The sequence below is a fragment of the Pseudonocardia bannensis genome, from assembly GCF_012911875.1.
Lineage (GTDB): Bacteria > Actinomycetota > Actinomycetes > Mycobacteriales > Pseudonocardiaceae > Pseudonocardia > Pseudonocardia bannensis.
Genome location: NZ_JAAXKZ010000019.1, coordinates 15,679 through 31,398 on the forward strand (window position 1 = coordinate 15,679; position 15,720 = coordinate 31,398).

General features: G+C 70.4%; 18 protein-coding genes and 2 tRNA genes. 9 read left to right on the forward strand and 11 right to left on the reverse strand.

From position 1 onward, the window contains the following. The 3 genes from HF519_RS07840 to HF519_RS07850 all read left to right on the forward strand — a co-directional run bounded on the left by HF519_RS07840 (nt 1) and on the right by HF519_RS07850 (nt 1,536). Nucleotides 1-636, forward strand: a complete 636-nt coding sequence (locus HF519_RS07840) for an aminodeoxychorismate/anthranilate synthase component II (protein ID WP_169411606.1) — start codon at nt 1-3, stop codon at nt 634-636. 115 nt (nt 637-751) lie between these two features. After that, the gene (gene crgA / locus HF519_RS07845) at nt 752-1,021 is read left to right on the forward strand and encodes a cell division protein CrgA (RefSeq protein WP_169411609.1); all 270 of its coding nucleotides are present in this window, start codon (nt 752-754) and stop codon (nt 1,019-1,021) included. Between the two features lie 83 nt (nt 1,022-1,104). Next, the gene (locus HF519_RS07850) at nt 1,105-1,536 is read left to right on the forward strand and encodes a PH domain-containing protein (protein ID WP_169411610.1); all 432 of its coding nucleotides are present in this window, start codon (nt 1,105-1,107) and stop codon (nt 1,534-1,536) included. A 277-nt stretch (nt 1,537-1,813) separates the two neighbouring features. Here the strand turns inward: HF519_RS07850 and HF519_RS07855 are convergent, their stop codons facing one another. Both HF519_RS07855 and HF519_RS07860 read right to left on the reverse strand, forming a co-directional pair. Further along, nucleotides 1,814-2,485: a rhomboid family intramembrane serine protease gene (locus tag HF519_RS07855; RefSeq protein ID WP_312859963.1), complete on the reverse strand. Its 672-nt coding sequence runs from the start codon at nt 2,483-2,485 to the stop codon at nt 1,814-1,816. A gap of 224 nt (nt 2,486-2,709) precedes the next feature. Next, nucleotides 2,710-3,249, reverse strand: a complete 540-nt coding sequence (locus tag HF519_RS07860; protein ID WP_169411615.1) for a peptidylprolyl isomerase — start codon at nt 3,247-3,249, stop codon at nt 2,710-2,712. 119 nt (nt 3,250-3,368) lie between these two features. Between HF519_RS07860 and HF519_RS07865 the strand changes: the two genes are divergently transcribed. Then, entirely contained in the window at nt 3,369-3,770 is a 402-nt protein-coding gene (locus HF519_RS07865; protein WP_169411618.1) for a hypothetical protein, read from the forward strand. A gap of 26 nt (nt 3,771-3,796) precedes the next feature. On the opposite strand, the gene HF519_RS07870 is transcribed toward HF519_RS07865, so the two are convergent. Continuing rightward, a complete protein-coding gene (locus HF519_RS07870; RefSeq protein ID WP_312859964.1) occupies nt 3,797-4,900 on the reverse strand; it encodes an alpha/beta hydrolase in 1,104 nt (367 codons plus the stop codon). Between the two features lie 233 nt (nt 4,901-5,133). Here HF519_RS07870 and HF519_RS07875 point away from each other — a divergent pair, with 233 nt between their 5' ends. From HF519_RS07875 to HF519_RS07885, 3 genes are all read left to right on the forward strand, one after another. Then, nucleotides 5,134-5,697, forward strand: a complete 564-nt coding sequence (locus HF519_RS07875; RefSeq protein ID WP_169411623.1) for a hypothetical protein — start codon at nt 5,134-5,136, stop codon at nt 5,695-5,697. A 177-nt stretch (nt 5,698-5,874) separates the two neighbouring features. Then, a complete protein-coding gene (locus HF519_RS07880; protein WP_169411625.1) occupies nt 5,875-6,300 on the forward strand; it encodes a hypothetical protein in 426 nt (141 codons plus the stop codon). 187 nt (nt 6,301-6,487) lie between these two features. Next, the gene (locus HF519_RS07885) at nt 6,488-6,907 is read left to right on the forward strand and encodes a hypothetical protein (RefSeq protein ID WP_211169691.1); all 420 of its coding nucleotides are present in this window, start codon (nt 6,488-6,490) and stop codon (nt 6,905-6,907) included. A 1,074-nt stretch (nt 6,908-7,981) separates the two neighbouring features. Here HF519_RS07885 and HF519_RS32240 read toward each other — a convergent pair. Next, nucleotides 7,982-8,689 carry a GAF and ANTAR domain-containing protein gene (locus HF519_RS32240; protein ID WP_169411631.1) on the reverse strand — a complete coding sequence of 236 codons (708 nt, stop codon included), beginning with the start codon at nt 8,687-8,689 and terminating at the stop codon, nt 7,982-7,984. 199 nt (nt 8,690-8,888) lie between these two features. Here HF519_RS32240 and HF519_RS07895 point away from each other — a divergent pair, with 199 nt between their 5' ends. Further along, on the forward strand, nt 8,889-9,314 hold the full coding sequence (locus HF519_RS07895) for an STAS domain-containing protein (RefSeq protein WP_281358455.1): 426 nt from the start codon (nt 8,889-8,891) through the stop codon (nt 9,312-9,314). A gap of 156 nt (nt 9,315-9,470) precedes the next feature. Here the strand turns inward: HF519_RS07895 and HF519_RS07900 are convergent, their stop codons facing one another. Both HF519_RS07900 and HF519_RS07905 read right to left on the reverse strand, forming a co-directional pair. Further along, nucleotides 9,471-10,145, reverse strand: coding sequence for a DUF6766 family protein (locus HF519_RS07900; protein ID WP_169411636.1), 675 nt, complete (start codon nt 10,143-10,145; stop codon nt 9,471-9,473). 85 nt (nt 10,146-10,230) lie between these two features. Next, on the reverse strand, nt 10,231-10,638 hold the full coding sequence (locus tag HF519_RS07905; protein WP_169411640.1) for a hypothetical protein: 408 nt from the start codon (nt 10,636-10,638) through the stop codon (nt 10,231-10,233). A 211-nt stretch (nt 10,639-10,849) separates the two neighbouring features. Between HF519_RS07905 and HF519_RS07910 the strand changes: the two genes are divergently transcribed. Continuing rightward, nucleotides 10,850-11,473, forward strand: a complete 624-nt coding sequence (locus HF519_RS07910) for a site-specific integrase (protein WP_211169692.1) — start codon at nt 10,850-10,852, stop codon at nt 11,471-11,473. A 108-nt stretch (nt 11,474-11,581) separates the two neighbouring features. Here the strand turns inward: HF519_RS07910 and HF519_RS07915 are convergent. From HF519_RS07915 to gyrA, 5 genes are all read right to left on the reverse strand, one after another. After that, a tRNA-Ala gene (locus HF519_RS07915) sits at nt 11,582-11,654 on the reverse strand. A gap of 43 nt (nt 11,655-11,697) precedes the next feature. Beyond that, the gene (locus HF519_RS30320; RefSeq protein WP_211169693.1) at nt 11,698-11,811 is read right to left on the reverse strand and encodes a DLW-39 family protein; all 114 of its coding nucleotides are present in this window, start codon (nt 11,809-11,811) and stop codon (nt 11,698-11,700) included. A 35-nt stretch (nt 11,812-11,846) separates the two neighbouring features. After that, a tRNA-Ile gene (locus HF519_RS07920) sits at nt 11,847-11,920 on the reverse strand. A gap of 96 nt (nt 11,921-12,016) precedes the next feature. Continuing rightward, entirely contained in the window at nt 12,017-12,754 is a 738-nt protein-coding gene (locus HF519_RS32740; RefSeq protein ID WP_312859965.1) for a DUF3566 domain-containing protein, read from the reverse strand. Nucleotides 12,755-13,151: 397 nt separating this feature from the next. Continuing rightward, nucleotides 13,152-15,647 (reverse strand): DNA gyrase subunit A, encoded by a 2,496-nt coding sequence (gene gyrA / locus HF519_RS07930; protein ID WP_169411643.1) that lies wholly within the window; start codon nt 15,645-15,647, stop codon nt 13,152-13,154. Nucleotides 15,648-15,720 lie beyond the last annotated feature (73 nt).

The following is a 15,720-nucleotide window of genomic DNA, read 5'->3' on the forward strand; positions in this document are numbered from 1 at the left end:
ATGCGCGTATTGGTGGTCGACAACTACGACAGCTTCGTCTACAACCTCGTGCAGTACCTTGCCCAGCTCGGCGCCCAGACCATCGTGCGGCGGAACGACGAGGTCGAGCTCGACGAGCTGGACGAGGTCGACGGCGTGCTGGTCAGCCCCGGTCCGGGCACGCCGGAGCGGGCCGGGCGCAGCATCGAGGTGATCCGGCGCAGCGGGGAACGCAACCTGCCACTGCTCGGGGTCTGTCTCGGGCACCAGGCGCTCGGAGCGGCCTGGGGTGGCGTGGTGGAGCGCGCCCCCGAACTGCTGCACGGCAAGACTTCGCTCGTGCACCACGAGGGAGTCGGCGTCCTGCGCGCGCTGCCCGACCCCTTCGTCGCCACCCGGTACCACTCGCTGACGATCCGGCCGGACACGCTGCCCGTCGAGCTCGAGGTCACCGGCCGCACCGACAGCGGGCTGATCATGGCCGTGCGGCACCGCGACCTGCCGCTGGAGGGCGTGCAGTTCCATCCCGAGTCCGTGCTGACCGAGGGTGGGCACCGGCTGCTGGCGAACTGGATGGAAGGCGCCGGGTACCCGGTGGCAGAATCGACCGTGGCGACGTTGACCGCCGAGGTCGCCGGCTTGAGCGCCGGCGTCTGAGACGCGGCTCGATCAGCGGGCGGCCGCTGACCAGCGGCGGGCCGGTCACGTTACGGTGGTAACCGACACCGGGTGAGACGGCCCGGTCGGCACACCGTCAGACGAGGTCCACCACATGCCCAAGTCCAAGGTACGCAAGAAGGTCGCCTACACGCCGCCGCCGAGCGACCGGCGGACGGCTGCCGCCGTCCGTGCCACCGGCCCGACGCACCCCGTCTACGTGGCCGTGATGCTCGGCCTGATGCTCGTCGGTCTCGGTTGGCTGGTCGTCAATTACCTCGCGGGGCCGTCCATCGGATTCATGCTGGCCCTCGGTTCCTGGAATTTCTTGATCGGCTTTTCACTGATCGTAATTGGTCTGCTCATGACCATGAGATGGCGCTGATCGGCTTAAATACAGGTTTGTAAGTCCATCCCCAGTGTGGACAACTGCTGTGGACAAACATTCCTACTACGGTGCGTGACGCAATGCAGCCGCTGCGTTGGAGCCCCCCGGCCGTCCTCGTGGTGCTCGCCTGGCTCGGCACAGCGGGAGCGGTCGCGTGGTTCGTGCTGCTACTTCTGAGCCAGGCGGATCCGGCCGGCCGGCTGCTGTCCGGGGTCGCGGCCGTCGGGCTGCTGGTCGCGGCGGTCTTCGGCACGGTGGCACGGCCCCGGCTGGCCGCCGACACGAGCGGCGTGACCGTGCGGGGGCTGGGAGCCCCCCACCACCACCCCTGGTCGCGGGTCCCGGGCGTCCGGGTACTGCGGACCCGGCGGTTCGGGCGTGAGACTCCACTGCTCGAACTGGACGTCGTGGGCGAGGACGGCCGGGAGCGGTTGTTCGTCTTCGGGCGGCTCGACCTGGGCGAGGACCCCGAGGAGGTCGGAGACCGCCTGCTCGCACTGCGAGCCGGCTAGACCCTGGCTCACCCGGCCGCCGTAGCGCCCATGACCACCCGTCACCGATCGCCGCCCGTTAGGGGCTCGTGCCCGTCGGTAACCGATACCTACCATCGTGGTCAGGACGACGAAAGGGAATCACGATGACCAGAACGCCGATGCGAGGCACCGACGGCTGCTCCACCGGGTGCGGGTGCGGAACCCCGGAGTAGTCACCACTCCTCGAACACCCGGATCACAACCGAGGGACACCGTCGTCCCTCGGTTGTGGCGTTCGCCGGGGTTTCGGCCTGCGTCAGCCGAGCCCTCCGACGCTGAGCACGATGACCGCCGACAGCAGCACCGTGAGGCCGACGAGCGCGCCGACCTGATACCGCGGACGGTTGCGGGCCGGGGCGTAGACCAGTGCCGCTGTGGCCACCGCACCCACGACGAGGCCACCGAGATGGCCGATCAGGGAGACGCCGGGCAGCACGATGCTGATCACGACGTTGACCGCGATCAGGCCGAGCACCTGGCCGGCGGGGACCTTGAGCCGCCGCAGGACGACCGCGAGCCCACCCATCAGCCCGAAGACCGCACCGGACGCACCGGCCACCCGCGCGTCGGGCGGATAGAACAGCATCACGGCGGCCGAGCCACCGAGCAGCGCCACGAGGTAGACGGCCAGGAACCGGCCCCGGCCCAGGACGATCTCGATGTCCCGGCCGATGATCCACAGGGCCATCATGTTGAAGACCAGGTGGAGCGGGCCGATGTGCAGGAAGCCGGAGGTCAGCACCCGCCAGCATTCGCCGTCCGCCACCAGGCCGGGGACCAGCGCCCACTCCCGGAACAGCGACGCTCTGACGTTGGCACCCAGGCTGCCGGCCTGTAGCACCGTCCACGCGAACACGACGACGTTCAGCGCGATGAGCACCGGTACGACGATCGGGCGGGTTCCCGGCTCGGCGCCGGCGATCGTCACCCCCCGGCGGGCCCCACGATTGCCCTCGGCGACGCAGTCGACGCACTGGTGACCGACCGACGCCTCACGCAGGCAATCCGGACAGGCCGGCCGCTCGCACCGCGTGCAGCGCAGCCCGGTCGGCCGGTCCGGGTGCCGGACACACCCCACCGGGCCGGCCCCGGGCGGTGACCCGCCCGGGCAGGACGGTGGCTGGGGCGGTCCGGCGGGGTAGCTCACCGCTGTTAGGAGACCTCGACGTGCTGGATGGTGACGTCGTTGAGCGGCCGGTCCGCCCGGTCGGTCGTGGTGCCGGCGATCGCGTCGACGACCGCACGGGACTCCGCGTCCGCGACCTCACCGAAGATGGTGTGCCGGCGGTTGAGGTGCGGGGTCGGGCCGACCGTGATGAAGAACTGCGAGCCGTTGGTGCCGGGGCCGGCGTTGGCCATGGCCAGCAGGTAGGGCCGGTCGAACTTGAGTTCGGGGTGGAACTCGTCCTCGAACTGGTAGCCGGGGCCACCACGGCCGGTCCCGGTCGGGTCGCCACCCTGGATCATGAACCCGCTGATCACCCGGTGGAACACCGAGCCGTCGTAGAACGGGCCGCTGTCACCCCCGCTGGCATTGGGCTGGGAGTAGTCCTTCTCACCGGTCGCCAGACCGACGAAGTTGGACACCGTCTTCGGTGCGTGGTCCGGGAACAGGTTGATCCTGATGTCGCCCTCGGACGTCCGCAGCGTCGCGGTCTGCTTCGAGTTGCCTGGGTCAGTCACGTCCCCCATCGTGCCAGCACCGGAGAAAGACGCCCACGCGGGAAGCAGGTCGGATCATGAAAGCTGCGAAGACGCCGGCTCGGACCCGGAAGCGGACGGGTCCCATTGTGGGCTCGGCCGGGAGCGTGGTGAACACCGTCGCCGACGCCGTTCCGGAGCTATCCCGTCAGGCCAGGGACCTGCTCGCGGAGTCCGGCGAGCAACTCGACCGGGCGCGCCGGGAGGTGCACGAGCGGCTGCCGGATCTGTCGAAGGGGCTCACGCAGGCTCGACGCGAGCTCGCCGGACGCATCGACCCGGACCCCGTCCCGCGGCGCCGGCCGCGGTGGCTGTTGGCCGGAGTGGTCGTCACGGCCGTGTCCGGTGTGGTCTGGACGGTGCTGTCCCGCCGGCCGCAGCAGGTGGAGCCGCAGTCGACCAGCGACCGGCCGATCCCGGCGACCCCGCCGGGCGGCTCCCGGATCACCGGTGGCCCGGCCACCAGCGCGGCCGGTGGGCCGGCGGCGCGAAACGGCAGCTCGGGGCACTGACCAGGCCGGCCACCGTTTCCGCTCGATCAGCCCAGCTGCTCGCGCAGGAATGCGGTGACCGCCTGTTCGTAGCGTGCCGGGTCGGCGTTCCACGCCGCGGTGTGCTCGACGTCGCGCACCTCGAGGTAGCGCATCGGCCAGTCGAGACCTGGTGCCGCAGCGACCAGGTCCCGGCTCGGCCCGACCGGCACCGCGGTGTCGCCGGTGCTGTGGATGACGAGCGTGGGCGGTCGCACCGCCGGCGGGTGGATCCGCAGCGTGAAGCGATCGAAGTCGATGCCGATGCGGCGGCTCGTGATGTTCGCGGCGATCGGGGTGAGCATCGCGGGCAGCCGACGGTTGCGTGCCTGCTGGCGCAGAGTCGCCCGCCAATCCAGCAGCGGCGCGTCCCACACGACCGCCGCGACGTTCTCCGCCTCCGGTGAGCGGTCGAGGAAAGCCCCGATGATCGCCGCCCCCATCGACCAGCCGTAGAGGACGATGCGCCGGGCCCCCGCAGCCCGGGCGTACCGGACGGCGGCCTCCAGGTCCTCCCACTCGGTGTCCCCGAGATGGTGGTGCCCGTCAGGGCTCGGGGGCGCGCACTCGTCGTTGCGGTAGCTGATCACCAGTTGGTGCAGGCCGAGTTCATGCAACGCGGGCAGGATCCGCAGCGCCTCGCGCCGGCTGCCGCCGCGCCCGTGCACGTGCACGATCCAGGTGTCCCCGTCACCGGGAACCGACCAGGCCGGTGCAGGCCCCAGCGCGGTCGCGACGGCCACCTCGGTGAACGTGAGCCCCCGCGCGCCCGGGTCCGGATCGAAGGGCCCCGCGTCGACGACGGCCGTGGTACCGGGAGGAGGTACCGGGCCGTCGAGGAGCGCACGGACGATCCGGTCGTCGTGCCACTCGACCACGGGCCCCATCACGGCCAATCCCTCGGACCAGCGCAGGCCCCAGATTCCCGGCTGCTCGACGAGCCGGTTGCGGGCGAGGGTCACGGTCCCGTCGCCGGCGTCCAGGATGCGTTCGGGATAGAGCGGCCGACGCCGCGTATCGAGCAGAACGTTCGAGTAGAACCACCCGATTCCGGCGACTACGGCACCGAATCCGACACCGACGCCGGTTCCATACCTCTGGAAGCGCACCACAGAGGTGATGATGGAGCACCGCCCGGCGCGATTGCCCGTCGGTCCCGCAACGTCAAGCACCCGAACATCATCCGACCCGGTGAAAACCGCGCGACCTGCATGTTCTTTTCCACCGGAACGAGTGAAGTGCAGTGACCCAGCCGTTATCGGCACATCTCCACGGGCCCCGCTTCGTTGTCTTTGAAGATCACCGTCGCGACATCCGACACCCCCGATCGGAAGGATCATCTGCAATGAGCAGCCTCGCCCGCCGCAGCCTGCGTACGACCGCCACCGCCGCCGGCATCGCCGCCATCGGTGTGGGCCTCGCGGGCAACGCGTTCGCCGCCCCGGCCGTGCCGACCGCCCCTGAGCTCCCGGCCACCCCGGGCGCCGACGCCCTGACCACGCCGGACGCCGCTTCTGCGCCGGAGGCGCTGGCCGACCTGCAGTCCGCCGCGCCCTCGGCCGAGGCCGCCGGTCTCCCGGAGCTGTTCTCGTTCGAGATGCCGAACGTCGAGACCCAGACCGCCCCGGAGAGCACCGGGTTCCACACCGCCGGCCTGCCCGAGGCGCCCTCCGCGCCCTCCGCGCCGGAGTTCGGCACCGAGCAGATCCCGAGCAACCCGGCCACCGACGCCTTCGGCCAGTTCGGCAACGCCGACGCAGCCGGCCAGGTGCAGGAGGGGGCGACCGACTTCGCCGGCAGCAACAACGTCGGCCCGTCGCCGTCGGCCGACAGCGCGACCATGTTCGCCGAGCTCGCGCAGCAGGCCGCGAACGGCACGCAGATCAGCGGTCACAGCATCGGCCAGTAAGGCCGGCAGGACCTGAACGCGGCGCGTCCCGCTGCGAATCCCTGACGGGTTCGCGTGGGGCGCGTCGCGTCGTCTGGGGGCTTCCACCCTTCTGGCCTGGCGCTTTACCTGAGGCGTCATCGACATGACGACGCCGCCCGGTCATGGTGTGCGCATTCCGACCCCACGGAGGCCACCATGACCGCCCCTTCCTCTCCGCCGGTTCGTCCTGCGCCGGCCGGCCGCGCCCGGCTGCTGCGGTCCGCGCTGCAGCTCGACGCGCTCGCATCCGGTCTGCTCGGCATCGCGGCGGTCACGGCCGCGCCTCTGCTGACCGAGCTGCTCGGGATCTCCCCCGGGCTGCTCCGTGGGGCCGGCGCGTTCCTCGTCGTCTTCGCGGCGGCGCTCCTGGCGCTCGGCTCGAGGCCGGTCGTCGCAGCAGGTGGGGTCCGGGTGGTCGTCGCGCTCAACATCGTGTGGGTGCTCGGGAGCCTGGTGGGCCTTGCCGCCGGGTGGTCCGCACTCACGACCCTCGGCCTCGCGTTCGTCCTGGTTCAGGCGGGCGCCGTCGCGGTCCTCGCGGATCTGCAGTGGACGGGGTTGCGCCGGTTGTCGTCCCGATGACGAGAATCCTCGCGTCACGACATCGCCGCAGGTAGAGCGGCAGCGGGCGCGACCGCCCATTCGTCCGTAGACCTGCCCCGGTCAGGCCAATACCATGGGCCCGTACCGTGTGTCAATGCGGGCCGAATAGGTGGTCTTCATGCGTAGGTACCTGGTCGTTGCGAATCAGACCTTGGAGGCTGCGGAGTTGCGGGACGAGCTCCGCAAGCGGGTCGAGGCAGGACCCAGCAGCTTTTTCGTACTCGTCCCGAACACCAGCGCGGCGCACTACCACGTGGTGCCCGCTGCCGGGGGTCTCGTGCCCATGCCCAGCATGGCGGCCGACTACGGCCGCCCCGAGAGCGACGAGGAGGCAACGGCCTTGGCCAGGCAGCGGCTGGACCGGATGCTGGTCGACCTCTCCGCGGCGGGGGTCAAGGTCGAGGGCAATCTGGGGAGCGCGAACCCGCTCGAGGGCATCGACAACGTGCTCGCGGATCGTCAGTTCGACGAGATCATCGTGGCGACGCTGCCCCATCGCTTCTCGCGTTGGCTCAAGGCGGACCTGCCGAATCAGGTCGAACGCCGTTTCGGACTGCCGGTGACGACCATCGTCACGAAACGCTGACCGCTCGAGGTGCCGGCGCGGGTGAACAGATCGGCAGCCCGTCGTGCTCGGCCACGCTGCAGATGCCCCGGAGCCAGACCTACCGGCCCTGGGCCAGTGACAGCGCCGGTCGGCCCACGAGATCCGGGTTTAGCGCTCACCACGGGTGGGTAAAGGGCGCTGAGATGACGTCTTCAGACAGCAAGGACTTGGCTCGCATCGCGGCAGCGGATGTCGCGCGGCTGCTCGCCGGCAAGGTGGGACTCCGCAGGGTCGTGACGGTCGCGCGCCGAGCCACCAGGACGAGCAGAGCCGAGGCCGAGGGCGCTGCCCCCGATCCTCAAGCGACGGCTCGTAGCCATCCACCCGACGATCACTCCGCGCGGGGCGCCCACGGGGAGAAGGTGTGACTCGACGCGCCACCGGAGCACGCTCCCGGCTCCGCATCGCGTGACGGCGAGCCCGAAGCCCGGCCCGCGTGAACAGGGCCGCTCGTGATGTACGGCATTGCTGATCAGCAGCGTGGCGTCGGGATGTGGGACGGGGTCCGCCGGGCACCTGTGATCAGCAGCGAGGAGCTCGACCGCTCGGTTGCGCAGCAGTGGCTGTTCTGGTGGCGGCGAAACGAGGCCGGGGTCCGCTCGGACGACCACGCCGGCACCACCTGGGCGCCGGCCGGTCGAACCCCGGTCGTGCACGCCGAGAGGACCGGAGGTGGGCCCGTCTTCCTCGTCGTCGACGGCCATCCGGCCCCCCGGCCAAGGCCGCCACCGAGTTCGTCGCCTCCACCGGCGGCCGGCTCACGCTGTTCTTCCTGCCCGGGTACTCCCCCGAACGCGACCCCGAGGAGTGGGTCTGGAAGAAACGTCACGCACGACCGCATCGGAAAGACCGGCGTCACCAGCCAGGACGACCTCAAAAGCCAGGCCATTTCCGCGCTCCGACGCCTGCAGAAACTGCCCGCCCTCGATCTCCTTAGTAGCTGCCCGGCTCCGCCCGGTCCAAGTGAGTCCGCGCGACTTGAGCGACGATCCGTCCCGTCCTGCCGCTGAGCCGGTGCCGGGCCGCTTTCCTACTGCTTTCCTACTGCGGCCGTCAGGAGAAGCCGGGGGTGTCGGCGGGGGGTTGTCCGCTGACCGCGGTGATGACCTCTGCGGCGATCTGGCGGAGGAGGTCGAACGCCTGGTCGGCGGTGCACTCGTTCTGGCCCATGACGATCCCGAGGGCCTGGTCGATCACGGCCCGGGAGGAGAGCGCGGCCTGCAGGTGCTCGGACATCTCGGTGCGCTCGGCCAGCCGGACCGCGAGCGCAAGTGCCCGAGACGCTTCGTCGGCGAACCGCCGGGCGACGAGCTGTTCCTGTGGGCCGAACGTGCCAGGGTGCGGGGAGTAGATATTGAGCGCTCCGATCGGCTGGCCGCCGGTGTGCAGGGGAAGCGACAGGGACGAGCGGATGCCGTGGGCCAGCGCCGGCATCTGGTAGGCCCTCCACCGGTCGTCGTCGGCGAGGTCGTCGATGACGACGACCTCGTCGGTGTTTAGGCTGGCCAGGCACGGGCCCTGGTCGTGGCCGTACTGCACCTCGTCGAGCTGGCTGGCGCGGGTGTCGCTGTTGGCGACGGTCATCGCGTGGTGGTTGCGGCGCACGGTGATGTCGCAGGACAGATCACCGGACAGCACGGCGACCGCGAGCGTGGCGATTTCCTGCAGGAAGTCGCCGATGTCCTCCGTGGCCAGGAGCAACTCCTGCAACTCGACCGCCGCTGCAGCGGAGGTGAGGGTGGGGATGTTCTGGTCGGCCATCGGAACGACCCGTCTGAGAGCAGGGCTCCCGGTGGAGGCGAATCATCAAAGGCGGCTCGCCACAGGATTGACGGGCACGGAGCGCTCCGACGACCCAGTGCCCCACGCGGAGCGCTGGTGGGCGGCGGGCACGCGTCGTATCTTTACCCGCGGTCCCGCAGCGCGGCCATCTCCGACCTTCTTGTCTCCGAGGTGCGCCATGTCTTCACCGACCGTCCGAACCAGCACGATCGGTTCGGTGACGCTGGTGGTAATTGTCGGCGACATCGACCTCGCCTCAGCTCCCGAGTTGCGCGAGGGCCTGCTGAGCGTGCCGAGTCGCAATGTCGTCCTCGACCTGTCGGGGGTGCGGTGGCTGACGGCGGCAGGGCTTACGGTGCTGCTCGAACTCCTCGACCGCCTTCAGAAGGCCGGTGCAATCCTTGTGCTCGCCGCTGCCCCCACGGCAGTACGACGCATAGTCAGGATGACCGAGCTGGAGGTCGCACTGCCGATGGCCTCGACCGTCGGGGAAGCGATCGGGATGCTCATGCCGGTGTCGGCCCGCGGCCCGGTGAAGACCGGGGCGGCGCGGGCGGTCTGGAGCTGCCGCCGCGCGGTACGGATCACCGATACACCGCCGTGATCGACCGACCGGCCCCCAGCACACGCAGGGCCCGAGCACGACCGTGCCACGACTCGTCCACGGCGAACGTGGTGAGGGGTCTTGTCCCTGTTGCGCCCGGTTCGGGCCAGGGGTGATCCGGCGACGGTGACCGGTCGGCTCGCGCGCAGGCCTCGCTCAGCCGGTGTCGGCAGTGGTGGTGTGGGGGTCGCCGACCGGTTTGGACTCGGGGGAACCCCGTTGACGCAGGAACACCGCGAAGATCGCCATGGACCCGACGGCCAGCAATTCGGACTGCCAGTTCTGCAGCGTGCGGTTCCAGAAGTCCGCAGAACCGACATAGCTCAGCCAGGAGACCGCGTCCTGGCGCTGACCGAGCCGCTCGGCGTTGTAGGCGGCCCAGCCCGCGACCGACATGACCGCCCAGGACAGCAGGAAGATGCCACCCATGAGCAGGCCCAGCGAGCGGGAGAACACGGTGGTGCGCCAGTCGGCGGTCGCCGCCCAGCGGGGAGACTCCGGGCCGGCGAACCGGCCCACCTTCTGGGCCCGGTCCGATTCGAGGCCGGCCTCGTCCAGGTTCTTCGACTCCGGCGATCCACGCTGTACCAGCCATACGGTCCCGAAGATGTAGAGGAAGAACTGCAGGTACTCCGACTGCCAGTTCTCCACCACGTCGACGCCGAAGTCCGAGGAGGTCACGTAGTCGATCAGCGTGACCTGCTCGGCGCCCTGCGCGAGCTGCCGGTCGTTGAAATCGGCCTGCCCGGCGAACGCCTGGCCGACCAGGGCGGCCAGGAACAGCAACCCGAACGCCAGGCTCAGCCCGTTGTCGCGCAGCGCACGCTTCATCGGTGCAGCACCCCGAGCACAGCGAAGTAGGCCAGCCCGACCACGATCAGCACCAAGTACCCCACGAACACCACGCGCACGCTTCTCACGGCCCCTCCAGCTCGCAGCGGTACGGCGCCTCGCCCTGCTCCTGACAGCCGGCGGCGGCGACCTTCCACCCCCCGGCGGTCTCGGACAGGAACAGCGTGTCGTCGGCCAGCCGCACCTGCGCCGACCCGCCCCACACGCTCACCGCAGCCACCGGCCCGGTGCCGACGGGCAACCTCAGCTCACCGAGGGCCGCCGCGCACGGCGCCGAGAAACGCCATTCCAGCTCCGCGCGGGTGGCCGGGGTGAGCTGGGCGCACGCGGCGCCAGCGTTGCCCGCGGCGACCGCCGCCGTGAACGCCGCCGCGCTGCGCGTGACCGCGTCCTGCCGGACCCCGGAGCAACCGGTGAGCAGCAGCGCCGCGACGCACGACACCGACGCCCAGACAACCGGCCGTGCCCCCACGGAGTCGCTTTCCCTGCCCGCCCGGCCGCCAAACTCCGCCGGTAGGTCACGATCGAACCTCGGGTCGCGCAGCCATCGCGCAGCGACGCCGTAGGCGCCCTTGCGGCTGCCGAAGAGACGTGGCCCCAGAGCCGGCGGAGACGGGCTTCCATCCGCTGGACGGGACGCGGTTTCTGCGGGACACGGATACTCCGAAGCGACTGGCAACCTCGTGGCGTTTCGCTCATCGGCGCTGGCAGAGGCCGAGCTGTTCGGCGTCGCGGACCAGCTCGCCGAGTTCACCGACGACAACGTCGCCAAGGCGGTCAAGATCCCGAGCGGTGCGGCTGCGGAACGCCGGGTACCGACACCGACGGAGATCCGGCAGTTGTTCGCCGCCGCCGAGGGTGACCGGCTCGCGGACGCCTTCGTCCTCGCCGTGCCGCTCGGGCTGCGCCGCGGTGAGCTGCTGGGACTGCGCTGCTCGAACGTCGACCTGGACGAACGCATTCTCGTCGTGAGGACAATTATTCAGCACTCAGGAGGAGCGCCGCGTATCACGGAGCCGAAGACCCGCAGGTCACTGCGCCGGATCCGGCTCCCGCACGTCGCGGTCACGGCGTTGCAGCGCCAGCGCGTCCGGCAGGCCAAGGAACGTCTCGCCGCCGGCCCCCCGTGGGACGATCAGGTTGGTGTTCGCCTCGTCGGTCGGGACGCCGATCGAGCCGCGGCACCTGAGCAGGCGCTCCGCACAGATCCGGGCAGATGCGGAGCTGGACCGGCTGCATCTACACGATCTCCGGCACGCCTGCGGGACCTACCTGATCGCCGAGGGACGTCGACTAGCGGACGGTGATGGAGGTGCTCGGACACTCGACGTTCCGGCTCACGATGGACACCTACGCCCACGTCCTCGACGGCCAGCTCGACAGCGCGGCGGACGCGATGGACCGAGCGTTCGGAGTGGAGACGAGGGGAATCGAACCCCTAACCCCTGCCTTGCAAAGGCAGTGCTCTGCCAATTGAGCTACGTCCCCGTGCTGAGCGCGTGACGTTACCCGCTCAGGGCGTGGCTGGTGCTCAGCGGGTGGTGGCCTCGTGCCAGAGGTCGGACTCCGAGCGGGAGGCGCAGACCTTGGACAGGACCAGGAAAGCGGCCCCAGCAGCGGCGGCAAGAGCAAGCAGCTTCTTCATGGAGATCACGTCCTTGCCTGTCCCGGCGATGGGAGTGGGCCCAGCTGGATTTGAACCAGCGACCTCGTCGTTATCAGCGACGCGCTCTAACCAACTGAGCTATGGGCCCTTGCGGCAGGGAAGACCTTACCGGAGCCTCCGACGCCCGCTCACACCGGCTCCGGTTTGCTACCCCGGAGCCGGTGCGGAGACAGGAACCTGCAGGTCAGTCGCGCTCCGAAAGCGTGACCTCGATACCCCCGACGAGGTCGGCCGACACGTTGTAGACGAACGCCCCGACGGTGATCGCCACGGCGAACAACAGGCTGTTGATCGCTCCCACCACAGCGGCCAGGCCGAAGACCCGCCCGGCGCTGATGAGGGCACCGGCGGACTGCGTCTCACCGGAGACCAGGTCGTTGTAGGTGCCGTTCAGGCGGTCCCAGACGCCCATGCCGTCCAGCACGCCGTAGAGAACGCCCACCCCGACGAGCCAGATGAAGAACAGCACGACGGCGAGCACCAGGGCGAGCTTGAGTACCGACCACGGGTCGAGCCGCTTGAGCTGTAGCGCCGCCTGCCGGGGAGGCCGGTTGCGGACCGCGCGGACGGCCGACCAGCCGCTCTCGCCGGTGGTCGATCCTCCGCCCTGGGCGCCGCCGGGCGCCGGGCCGGGGCCGGCCGAGGGTGGTTCGCCGGAGGGCCGCTCGATGTAGGTCGTCGGCGCGTCCAGCAGGCCGCCCGCGACCGGGGCGGCGGGCTCCGGCGGCGGGGCGCCGTCCTCGCCCGGTACGCGGCGCCACGGCGGCGGGGCGGCGGCCCCGGGGCCCGGCGACGGGACCGGCCCGGGGGCCGGGACGCCCTCCGCGCCGTCCGCAGCCGGAGCGCCGGTCGCGACCGGTCGCGGAGCGGGCACCTCATCGGTCGGCGACCCGGACGGGCGCGTCGTTTCGTCCGCTCCCACGGCAGCAGCCGAACCACCCGGGGCCGCGGTGGACTTCGATGTGGGTGACGGCTTCGAAACGGCCGCACCATTGCCCGGCCGGGTGCCCTTCGACGATCGGCCGTGGGCAGCGGCCACTCCCCCACCTGCGGCGTCGACAGTCGCAGTCCCGTTGGGGGCCGGGGAGGCTGCGTTCGTCGCAGCCGTCCCGGCTCCCTCGGCGGTCGTCGGCTGCCCGGGGGACCCGGCATCGGCGGTCCCGTTGCCGGTGGCCTTGCCGTTACCGGGAGCGGTCGCTTCCGGTTTCGCCTCGTCACCGGTCGCGACGGGCCCCCCGCTGCGGGCGCCGCCCGGATCCTGCGGGCTGTTCTTCTTCTCGCTCACGAGGTGGCGGTCTCCTCGATGCTCGGCTCGCTGATCAGCTCTTGGAGCCGGTCAACTCAGGGTCGTCCGCATCGTCCTCGACATTGCGCGCGACCGCCAGCAGGGTGGCGCTGTCGCCGAGGTTCATCAGCCGAACCCCCTTGGTCTGCCGACCGGCCTTGCGCACTTCGCGGGCCGATGTCCGGATCACCCCTCCGGTCGAGGTGATCGCGTACAGCTCGTCGTCGATGCCGACGATGAGCGCGCCGACCAGGGTGCCACGTCGACGGTCGTACTGGAGGGTCAGCACGCCCTTGCCGCCGCGGCCCTGCACCGGGTAGTCCTCGATCGGCGTCCGCTTCGCGTACCCGCCGGCGGTGGCCACCAGCACGAACTTCTCGGGCTGGACCACGCCGATGGACAGCAGCCGGTCGCCGTCGTTGAACCGCATGCCCAGCACCCCGGAGGTCGCCCGGCCCATCGGCCGCAGCGCCTCGTCGGTGGCGGTGAACCGGATCGACTGCCCCTCGGCCGAGACCAGCAGCAGGTCGTCCTCGGGCCCGGCGAGCACGGCCCCGACGAGCTCGTCGTCCTCGCGCAGGTTGATGCCGATCAGGCCGCCGCTGCGGTTGGAGTCGAAGTCCGTGAGCTTGGACTTCTTCACCAGCCCCGTGCGGGTGGCGAGCACCAGGTACGGCGCCGCGTTGTAGTCCTTGATCTGCATGACCTGGGCGATGTGCTCGTCCGGCTGCAGCGCCAGCAGGTTCGCCACGTGCTGGCCGCGGGCGCTGCGGTTGGCCTCCGGCAGCTCGTACGCCTTCAACCGGTACACGCGGCCCTTGTTCGTGAAGAACAGGATCCAGTCGTGCGTCGAGCAGACGAAGAAGTGGGCGACGATGTCGTCCTGCTTCAGCGCCGCACCCTGCACGCCCTTCCCGCCGCGCTTCTGCGCCCTGTACAGGTCGGTCTTGGTCCGCTTCGCGTAACCGGTCTGCGTGATCGTGACGACCACGTCCTCGACCGCGATGAGGTCCTCGTTGGTGACGTCACCGTCGTCGGCGATCAGCCGGGTCCGCCGGTCGTCGCCGTGCTTCTCGACGATCTCGATGAGCTCGTCGCGGACGATCCGGCGCTGCCGCTCCGGCCGCGCCAGGATGTCCTCGAGGTCGGCGATCTCGCGCTCGATCTCGGCGAGCTCGTCGATGATCTTCTGACGCTCCAGGGCGGCGAGGCGCCGCAGCTGCATGTCCAGGATGGCCTGGGCCTGCACCTCGTCGACGCCGAGCAGGTCGATCAGGCCGGCCCGTGCGACGTCGACGGTCTGCGACGCGCGGATGAGCGCGATGACCTCGTCGAGCGCGTCGAGGGCCTTGACCAGGCCACGCAGGATGTGGGCCCGCTCCTCGGCCTTGCGCAGCCGGTAGCGGGTGCGCCGGACGATGACCTCGATCTGGTGGCGGATGTAGTTGCGCACCACCTGGTCGAGCCGCAGCGTGCGCGGCACGCCGTCGACGATCGCCAGCATGTTGACGCCGAAGCTGTACTGCAGCTGGGTGTGCTTGTACAGGTTGTTCAGCACGACCTTGGCCACCGCGTCGCGCTTGAGCGTGAACACGATGCGCATGCCGATGCGGTCGGACGACTCGTCGTTGATCTCGGAGATGCCGGCCAGCTTGCCGTCGCGGATCATCCCGGCGATCGACTCGATCAGGTTGTCCGGGTTGACCTGGTACGGCAGCTCGGTGACGACGAGGACGGTCCGGCCCTTGGCGTCCTCCTCGGCCTCCACCACCGCGCGCATCCGGACCGAGCCGCGGCCGGTCCGGTAGGCGGACTCGATGCCGTCGCGCCCGACGATCAGGCCGGCGGTCGGGAAGTCCGGCCCCTGGATCCGCTGCATGAGCGCGGTGAGGAGCTCCTCGTCGGAGGCCTCGGGGTTCTCCAGCGCCCAGACCACACCGTCGCCGACCTCGCGCAGGTTGTGCGGCGGGATGTTGGTGGCCATGCCGACCGCGATGCCGGCACTGCCGTTGATCAGCAGGTTCGGCACCCGCGACGGCAGGACCACCGGCTCCTGGGTCTTGCCGTCGTAGTTGTCCAGGAAGTCGACGGTGTCCTCGTCGATGTCCTGCAGCATCGCCATGGCGAGCGGCGACAGGCGGCACTCGGTGTAGCGCATGGCCGCGGCGGGGTCGTTGCCCCGGGAGCCGAAGTTGCCCTGGCCGTCGATCAGCGGGTAGCGCATCGACCACGGCTGGGCCAGGCGCACCAGCGCGTCGTAGATCGACGAGTCGCCGTGCGGGTGGTAGTTACCCATCACCTCACCGACGACGCGCGCGCACTTGACGTACGCGCGGTCGGGGCGGAATCCGTTCTCGCCCATCGAGTACAGGACGCGCCGGTGCACCGGCTTGAGTCCGTCCTCGACCAGCGGCAGCGCCCGCCCCACGATCACGCTCATCGCGTAGTCGATGTAGGAACGCTGCATCTCCTGCTGGATGTCGACCGGTTCGATCCGGTCGCCCTCCGGCGGCAGCAAGGTGTCGGTCACGTGGTCCTTCTTCTGGTTCGCGTGCGGCTAGGGAGTACTGGGCGCGTTCGTCAGGTCGTCGGAGCCGGGCCCC